General features: G+C 61.4%; 11 protein-coding genes. 7 read left to right on the top strand and 4 right to left on the bottom strand.

Annotated elements, in window-relative coordinates:
- The first annotated feature begins 54 nt into the window (after positions 1-54).
- The gene (locus HX873_RS19765) at positions 55-1,608 is read left to right on the top strand and encodes a DUF726 domain-containing protein (protein WP_177123076.1); all 1,554 of its coding nucleotides are present in this window, start codon (positions 55-57) and stop codon (positions 1,606-1,608) included.
- Positions 1,609-1,649: 41 nt separating this feature from the next.
- Positions 1,650-2,969: an Nramp family divalent metal transporter gene (locus tag HX873_RS19770; protein ID WP_087694160.1), complete on the top strand. Its 1,320-nt coding sequence runs from the start codon at positions 1,650-1,652 to the stop codon at positions 2,967-2,969.
- A gap of 10 nt (positions 2,970-2,979) precedes the next feature.
- Here HX873_RS19770 and HX873_RS19775 read toward each other — a convergent pair whose 3' ends face one another.
- The 3 genes from HX873_RS19775 to HX873_RS19785 all read right to left on the bottom strand — a co-directional run bounded on the left by HX873_RS19775 (position 2,980) and on the right by HX873_RS19785 (position 4,796).
- Positions 2,980-3,357, bottom strand: a complete 378-nt coding sequence (locus HX873_RS19775; RefSeq protein ID WP_003208092.1) for a type II toxin-antitoxin system VapC family toxin — start codon at positions 3,355-3,357, stop codon at positions 2,980-2,982.
- Positions 3,354-3,725 carry a type II toxin-antitoxin system Phd/YefM family antitoxin gene (locus HX873_RS31825; protein ID WP_256349644.1) on the bottom strand — a complete coding sequence of 124 codons (372 nt, stop codon included), beginning with the start codon at positions 3,723-3,725 and terminating at the stop codon, positions 3,354-3,356. Before HX873_RS31825 ends, HX873_RS19775 begins: the two co-directional genes overlap by 4 nt.
- A 138-nt stretch (positions 3,726-3,863) precedes the next feature.
- Positions 3,864-4,796 (bottom strand): LysR family transcriptional regulator, encoded by a 933-nt coding sequence (locus HX873_RS19785; RefSeq protein WP_177123077.1) that lies wholly within the window; start codon positions 4,794-4,796, stop codon positions 3,864-3,866.
- Between the two features lie 118 nt (positions 4,797-4,914).
- Here HX873_RS19785 and HX873_RS19790 point away from each other — a divergent pair, with 118 nt between their 5' ends.
- From HX873_RS19790 to HX873_RS19800, 3 genes are all read left to right on the top strand, one after another.
- The gene (locus HX873_RS19790) at positions 4,915-5,400 is read left to right on the top strand and encodes a DMT family transporter (protein WP_008437061.1); all 486 of its coding nucleotides are present in this window, start codon (positions 4,915-4,917) and stop codon (positions 5,398-5,400) included.
- Between the two features lie 4 nt (positions 5,401-5,404).
- The gene (locus HX873_RS19795; RefSeq protein WP_003208100.1) at positions 5,405-5,860 is read left to right on the top strand and encodes a DMT family transporter; all 456 of its coding nucleotides are present in this window, start codon (positions 5,405-5,407) and stop codon (positions 5,858-5,860) included.
- A gap of 92 nt (positions 5,861-5,952) precedes the next feature.
- Positions 5,953-6,123, top strand: coding sequence for a metallothionein (locus HX873_RS19800; RefSeq protein WP_008437063.1), 171 nt, complete (start codon positions 5,953-5,955; stop codon positions 6,121-6,123).
- 117 nt (positions 6,124-6,240) lie between these two features.
- Here the strand turns inward: HX873_RS19800 and HX873_RS19805 are convergent, their stop codons facing one another.
- Positions 6,241-6,483, bottom strand: coding sequence for a DUF6555 family protein (locus HX873_RS19805; protein WP_003208104.1), 243 nt, complete (start codon positions 6,481-6,483; stop codon positions 6,241-6,243).
- A gap of 116 nt (positions 6,484-6,599) precedes the next feature.
- On the opposite strand from HX873_RS19805, the gene HX873_RS19810 reads away from it, so the two are divergent.
- Both HX873_RS19810 and HX873_RS19815 read left to right on the top strand, forming a co-directional pair.
- Positions 6,600-7,364, top strand: coding sequence for a helix-turn-helix domain-containing protein (locus tag HX873_RS19810; protein ID WP_008437064.1), 765 nt, complete (start codon positions 6,600-6,602; stop codon positions 7,362-7,364).
- A gap of 89 nt (positions 7,365-7,453) precedes the next feature.
- Positions 7,454-7,627, top strand: a complete 174-nt coding sequence (locus HX873_RS19815; protein ID WP_177008241.1) for a DUF1427 family protein — start codon at positions 7,454-7,456, stop codon at positions 7,625-7,627.
- Positions 7,628-7,739 lie beyond the last annotated feature (112 nt).

Here is a 7,739-nt window from a genome sequence, read left to right on the forward strand (position 1 = left end):
GTAGCCCGCCCTTTGTTACTATCGCCCTCCGTCGTCGCCAGGAGTCACCGTCACATGCAACACCAGTGGGATGAAATGCACCGCACCCGCAAGCCCACGTTTGTGTTGTGTGGCGAGCCCCAGGGGGATGTGCTCAATCTCTACGTGCATGGTTATTCGGCGTTCTTCAACCAGCAACAACTGGGTAGTTTCTCCCGGCAACTGGCAACCATCGAAGGCTCCACCAACCTGATGCTGTTCTGGCCGGCAGGGCATTTCCTGGAAAACCTGTTTGCGCCGTTCAAGGATGTGATTACCTCGATGTTGAGTGGCGGCAGCCTGGGTGCCGCAACCATCGGGGTGGGCAAGGCGATTGCCTATTTCCTCGACCACTACAAAAGCGTCGAGGCGCGGGTGGATGAGGTCGCCAAAAGCCTGCTGCCCGAATTGGCCAACTACCTCCATGGCGAGTCGATCAAGGTGCGGCAGATCAACCTGATCGGCCACTCCCTGGGCGCGCGGATCCTGGTCAAGAGCCTGCTGGCCAGCCCTGAGGTGGCCCGTGAGTTGCCGCTGAACAACCTGCTGCTGATGGGCGGTGCGATTTGTACCTCCAGCCCCTGGGACCTGGTCTCGGCGCCGCTCAGCGGTCGGGTGATCAACTGCCACTCGAGCAAGGATTGGGCGCTGGCGCTCAAGCCGGACACCGAGCGCTGCATCGGTCGTTATGCGATCCCGCTGACACCGGCGCTCAAGGCCAAGGTCGCCAACGTGCACCTGGCCACGTTCGACCACGCCGCGTATTGGCCGCAACTGAAGACGGTGGTGCAGTACACCGACCTGCTGCAGGAACGCCGGGGCATGATCCGCGCCGATCAACGCAGCAGCGAAGTGCGCTTTGCCGAAGAGGATGTCGAGCTGTTCCCGCTGCTGGTGCAGGCGCGGCCGGAGGAGTTGCAGTTTTTCGCCGAGCTGATGGCGCAAAAGCGCAGTGCCTCTATCGACGCCACCGTGCGCGAGCCCTTGAAGCTGGCCATCGAGTTGCAGCGCATGGGCGGCGACACCTTTATGAACCTGGCCCGTGGTCATGGCGTGAGCTATCGCGAAATCGCCCAGGACGTGGCGCAGCGGGTGGGTATCAAGTTTGATCAACCGATCGAGAAAGTGGCCCTTGCTGATCTGGAACTGCAGGTTGCCGAACGGCTGATCGAGCAATACAAGGACAAGCTCAGCCAGGCTGATCGCCAAGTGTTCGAGGCAGAGTTGAAGGCTGCGGCACAAAAGGAACAGGGTTTTTTCAATCGTTTCGATGTCGGGCGCTCAGCCACCACTGCCCTCAGCGGGACCGCGCTGGCCGGGTTGACCGGGTTTATCCTGCGCCGGGGCGCGGCCACGGCCATTCCGGTGGTGGGGCAGGCGCTCGCGGCGGCGATGCTGCTGGTGACCGGCGTGCGGGCGTTTTCCGGCCCCGCGTATTCCATCACCACCCTGGCGGTGCTGGTGATCGGGGTGATTCGCGAGCGCCTGGAGCGTGAAGCACTGAACCAGGAGATGGATCTGGTGGTCCAGGTGGTAGAGGCATTTGATCTGCCCCGGGAGACGGTGGTGCGTACCGTTGCGTCTGACTGATAAGCTGCGTTCACGTCTTGTGTGAAAGCTTGGTACCCCGCGTGAAATTCAGCCTGCCCAAAATCGCTACCGCCCCGTTCTGCCCGCCGGAAGTCGCCGGCTCCATCGTCGTTGATCCCCGTGCCTCGTTTTTCAAACGTGCGCTGATGTTTGCCGGCCCTGGCTTGCTGATCTCCATCGGCTACATGGACCCGGGCAACTGGGCCACCGCCATCGAGGCCGGTTCGCGCTACGGCTACAACCTGTTGTTCGTGGTGCTGCTGGCGAGCCTGGCGGGGATGGCGGTGCAGTGCCTGTGCTCACGGCTGGGCATCGCCACCGGCAAGGACCTGGCGCAACTGAGCCGCGAGCGCTACAGCCGGCGCTCGTCGTTCGTGCAGTGGATCCTTGCGGAAATCTCGATCATCGCCACCGACCTCGCCGAAGTCCTCGGCTGCGCCCTGGCGTTTCACCTGTTGCTGGGCGTGTCACTGACCACCGGGATTGTCATCACTGCCTTCGATACCTTGCTGATCCTGGCCCTGCAAAATCGAGGCTTCCGCCGGCTGGAAGCGATCATGCTGGCACTGGTGGCGACTATCGGCGTGTGTTTCTTCATCGAGCTGGTGCTGATCAAGCCTTACTGGCCCGACGTGTTTCGTGGTTTCACCCCGTCGTTGTCCGCCATCAGTGATGCCGCACCGTTGTACCTGGCCATTGGCATACTGGGGGCCACGGTGATGCCCCATAACCTCTACCTGCACAGCTCCATCGTGCAAACCCGGCTGGTCGGCAAGGACCTGGCCAGCCGCCAGGACGCGGTGAAATTGGCGCGTATCGATACCATCGGTTCCCTGTCCCTGGCACTGCTGGTCAACGCGGCAATCCTGATACTGGCCGCCGCTGCGTTCCACCAGACCGGCCACACTGATGTGGTGGAAATCCAGGACGCCTATCACTTGCTCGACCCGCTGGTGGGTGGCGCGTTCGCCAGCGTGCTGTTCGGTGTTGCGCTGTTGGCTTCGGGCCAGAGCTCCACGTTCACCGGCACCATTGCCGGGCAAGTGATCATGGAAGGCTACCTCAACCTGCGCATTCCCTGCTGGCAGCGACGCCTGATCACCCGTGGCCTGGCGCTGATCCCGGCGTTCCTCGGGGTGTGGCTGATGGGGGATGATGCCATCGGCAAGCTGCTGATCCTCAGCCAGGTGGTGTTGAGCCTGCAGTTGCCGTTTGCGTTGTTTCCGCTGATCCGCATGACGGGTGACAAGCGCCTGATGGGGCCGTTCGTCAACAGCTTGCCTACGCGGCTGCTGGCCTGGAGCTTGTTTGTGGTGATCAGCGGGGCGAATGCCTGGCTGATCGGGCAGTGGTTGTTTTGAGCGAAGTGAATTAAGTCAAAACGGCCAATGATGTGTATTTCGCCACCATCGGGTCGGCTGTCACTAATTTCATCGGCTCAATGATAGCCGTTGCAATGATGAGCCGATCAAACGGGTCCCTGTGATGGTGTTCAAGGTCCTTGACCGCGATGGCGTGCTCCGAGGTGATGGGCAGTTCCACGTAGCCGCTTTCCAGGCAGTATTCGCGAATTTCGTCCAGGTTTACGTTGAGCTTCCCGAGCCCGACCTTTATCGCCAGCTCCCAGAATGTGGCGGCACTGACGTAAATTTCAGCCGCGTTCTCGATCAGCTTTCTGGCCTTCGCTGGCAGTTTTGGATCATCGCTCAGGGCCCAAAGCAGGATGTGGGTATCCAGCAGTATTCTCATGGGTGGTTTCCCTCAAACGCATCCAGCATGTCGTCTGGCAACGGCGCATCGAAGTCATCCGGCACCACCAGTTTGCCCTTCATCGCGCCGATTCGCCGGCCTGTCGGTTTCCCGACAGGAACAAGGCGAGCCATCGCGCGCCCATGCTTGGCTATGATGATGATTTGGCCGGCGGCGGCATCATCGACCAGTTTTGATAAATTATTTTTTGCTTCACCCAACGGTACGGTAATCATTTGGTCTTCTCGAGGTTTTGGCCAAATATAGCCAAAATTTCGTAAGCAGGCAAAGATCAACCGACTGCTGGCGGAGGGTGATTTTTGCGGGGACGATTGCAGGTTTCCGAACGGGTAATGACTGGCATCCATGACGTCTCTCCTGAAGGAATTCCTCGAAGTCTGCCCGAGTGCAAGCGGTTTTTGACCCGTGTTGTGGAAAATCAGATCGGACTTACTTGAAGGGGGATTTTTCCCGACAGTGCGGGCCGAATAGTTTCCCACAGTTGCTCAACGGTCCCAGTAAGGCACTGCCCCAAAACACTCGACGAAGTAATCAATCACGGTCCGCACCTTCAACGACAGCCGCCGGCTACCCGGCCACAGCGCAGCAATCTGTTGCGGCTCCAGGGTCGTCGCCACTTCATAGTCGCTGAGCACCGCCTGCAGCGTGCCGGCGCGCAGGCCTTCACCGATCAACCATGACGGGAACACCACCAGCCCCAGGCCTTGTTCGGCAGCGTGGGTCAGGGTGTCGGCGTGGTTGCCGGTGATCGGGCCCTTGACGCTGTAGGACGTCCAGTCGCCCTGCTCGCGGCGGAAGAACCAGCGCTGCTGGCCGGTGACGCCCTTGTAGGCCAGGCACTGGTGGTTCACCAGTTCGTCCGGATGCCGGGGCGTACCGAAACGCTCCAGATAGCCGGGGCTGGCAGCGAGACGAAAGCGCTGGGGGGCGAAGATTCGCGCCTGCATGCCGGAATCGTTCAGCACGCCGATGCGAAACAGCAGGTCTGTGCCGTCTTGCAACGGGTCGACGTAGGTGTCGGTTTGCTGGATATCCAGTTGCAGCTTCGGGTAACGCCGACACAGCTCCCCAAGCCACGGCGAGAGGTGGCGTTGGCCAAACACCATCGGCGCATTGATGCGCACCAGGCCGCTGGGTTCGCTTTCCTGCTCCTGCAACGCCTGGCCGGCGGCTTCCAGTTGCTCCAGCATCAATCGCGCATGCCGGCCCAGCAGGCGACCGGCTTCGGTAGGGCTGACCGCACGGGTATGGCGGTACAGCAACTGTTGGCCCAGGGCCTGCTCCATCAACTGGACCTGCCGGGAAATGGAGGAGGGCGCCAGGCCTTCGCGGCGTGCGACTTCGGAAAAGCTGCCGTAGTCCAGTACCGCGACAAACAGGCGAAGCGCCTTGAAGCTCAGTTCGTTCAAACCCTGCATCATCACTCCATGCTGTGCGTATTGCGCAAAGGTGTTATCGGCATGCTCCCATTTATCGCACAGCAGTGCCACCGGATAATACGCGCCATTGTTCCTCTCTCTAACGCGCAGGTGATGTATGCAGGCTTCTTCAGTGGCGGGTGTGGCTCAGGCCAAGCCCAAGACGTTTCTTCGGTTGTTGCTATTGCCGCTGGTGATCTTCGCCGGCATGGGCTTGTCGGTGGAGGCCGGCTTGCTGGGCCCGCTGGGTGTGCAGGTCGGGCATCTGTGGGCGACCTTGAGCATCTTCGGCGTCGGCTCGGCGATCCTGTTCCTGCTGTTGCTGTTCAGCGGCCCGCAAAAGGGCCCGGCGTTGACCGACCTGCCGCGCTGGCAATTGATCGGTGGCTTCCTGGGGCCGATGTACGTGGTGGTGTTAACCCTGGCTACGCCACATATCGGCATCGCGATGACCATGATTGCGATCTTGTCGGGCCAGGTAGGCAAGAGCGTGCTGATCGACCACTTCGGCTGGTTTGGCACTGCCCGCAAGCGGGTCAACGTGGAGCGCTGGATTGCATTGGCGTTGATCGTGGTAGCACTTGTTCTGATTGCGCGAGGTTAAGGTGATGAACCTGATTCTGTTGTTGGTATTGGTAGTGGCCGCCGGTGCGGTATTGAGTGTGCAGGCCGCCATCAATGGCCGCCTCGGGCAGGCGGTGGGCGTATTGCGCAGCAGCCTGCTGACCTTTGTCGTGGGCGCGATCAGTACCGGGTTGCTGATTCTGTTCTTTGAGCCCGCCCACGCGGTCAGCCTGCTGGACGTGCCGAAGTGGCAACTGACCGGGGCGTTGTTCGGGGTGGTGTACATGATGGTGATGGTCGGCGCGGTCCCGATTGTCGGCACGGCAGTGGCGACGGTGGCGGTGATTGTCGGGCAGCTGGGCATGGGCATGCTGATCGATAACTTCGGCTGGCTCGGCAACCCGGCGATCGAACTGTCCGGCAGCCGCATCGTGGCGATGCTGTGCCTTGCGCTGGCCCTGGTGTTCATGTACCGCAGCAACGCTCGTCGGGCTGACTGACGGGCCTTTGAACCTTGAATCGTTGCCTATAGTCATTGCTTGAGGTGTCGGCGTTCGCCGCACCTGGACGACCACGAAAAAGGAGTCTGACCATGCAAGAGAAAACATGTGCCTGCCCCCACTGCAACTGCCAGTTGGGGAAAAACGCGGTGATGAAGGATGGCAAGGGCTATTGCTGCCAAGGCTGCGCCGAGCATCATGCCCATGGCGAGCCTTGTGCTTCGGCGACCGGGTGCGAGTGTGCCAAGTCGGCGCACGGCTAACGCAGGCTGCCTTCTGTAGGAGCGAGCTTGCTCGCGAAACACCCGAGAGCGACGCGGGGCACCAGGTGCCCCGCGTCATCGTTAACGACCTTCGCGAGCAAGCTCGCTCCTACAGTTTCACGCGCTGGGGCGCGCATCCGAGCGGCGCCATTGCACGTTTTCGATGCCGAATTTCTCGGCCTGGGGCTGGCTCGTCTTCTTCACCTGCTCACGGGCAAAGCGCCCGATGCGGCCTACGCCGGCGTCGCAGCTCGCCCAATGCCAGGCTTCGGCGTTGTCGAGTTTTTCCAGGCGGATGATGAATGACTTGGGCTGGCCATGCAGCGTGTAGTCGATCACGAAAAGTTTTGCGTTAGTCATGGATCCGTAAACCCTCCTTGTGTCTTTAAGTGACCCTGCGCAGGTGGTAAAAATTCACTCGGATCATCCGGTTCACGTCTTATCATGGCGCTCCATACTTGAACGATGTGTCTTCCATGGCCCTTGCCGCGCCTCCCGACCTCAGTGATCACGCCGTCCCCGTGCAACCCTTGGCGCGCACCTACCCGCGTGGGTTGTATGTCGAGCCCCATCAACACGATTGGGGCCAGTTGCTGTATGCCATGAGCGGCGTGATGTGGGTCGAGACACCCCAGGAAGCGCTGGTGGTGCCGCCCCAGCGCGCGGTGTGGCTGCCGCCGGGTGTCGAGCATGGGATTCGCGTGGTGTCGGACTTGCAGATGCGCAACATTTACCTGCGCCCGGCGCTGGCAGCGACCCTGGACAGCCAGGTGCAAGTGATCGAGGTCGGCGGGCTGCTGCGCGAACTGATCGTGGCGCTGGTGGAGCAGGGCGACAAGGGGGACCAGGCCTATTACGAAGCCGTGGTCGGCCTGGCCCTGCTGGAACTGCAACGGGCCCGGCGCTCGCCGATCCGTATCGCCTTGCCCGTGGGCGCCGACCGACGCCTGACCAGCGCCTGCCAGGCGGTGATGGCGTCACCGTCCCTGGACATTCCCTTTGAGCAGCACGCCGAAGCCGCCGGCGCCAGCGTACGCACCCTGGCCCGGCTGTTCCAGAACAGCCTGGGCATGGGCTTTGCCGAGTGGCGCCGCCAGGTGCAGTTGGCCACCGCCGTGGCCGAGTTGATCCAGGGCCAGTCGGTCAGCGCGATCGCCCGTTCCCTGGGTTATTCGCCGAGCAGTTTCAGCGACATGTTTCGTCGTGAACTGGGGATGGCGCCGTCGCAGTATCCCGTCTGAGGCTTGGCCGAAATCCTGAAGCACTTGGCCGATGCTTCGGTTTCAGCCCCCCTACACTGACCGCATCAACCCTTGCTGCGGAGTGTTCCATGAATTACCTGATTTCCTTGGCCATCGGCCTGTTGGTCGGCGTGATTTACGGTGCCCTGGACTTTCGCTCGCCTGCGCCTCCCGCCATTGCCCTGGTGGGGCTGATGGGCATGTTGATGGGCGAGAAACTCTGGCCCATGGGCCGGCAGTTGGTCAGCACCTGGTTGTCCTGAACCCTTTGAACTTCGATGGATATTGGCCATGAAAGCACTGCAATTTTCCGCCACCGGCGATCTCGCCGCCCTTGCTTACGTTGATGTCGCCACGCCGGCGCCGGCGGCCGGT

Source organism: Pseudomonas sp. P7758 (assembly GCF_013386485.1).
GTDB lineage: Bacteria > Pseudomonadota > Gammaproteobacteria > Pseudomonadales > Pseudomonadaceae > Aquipseudomonas.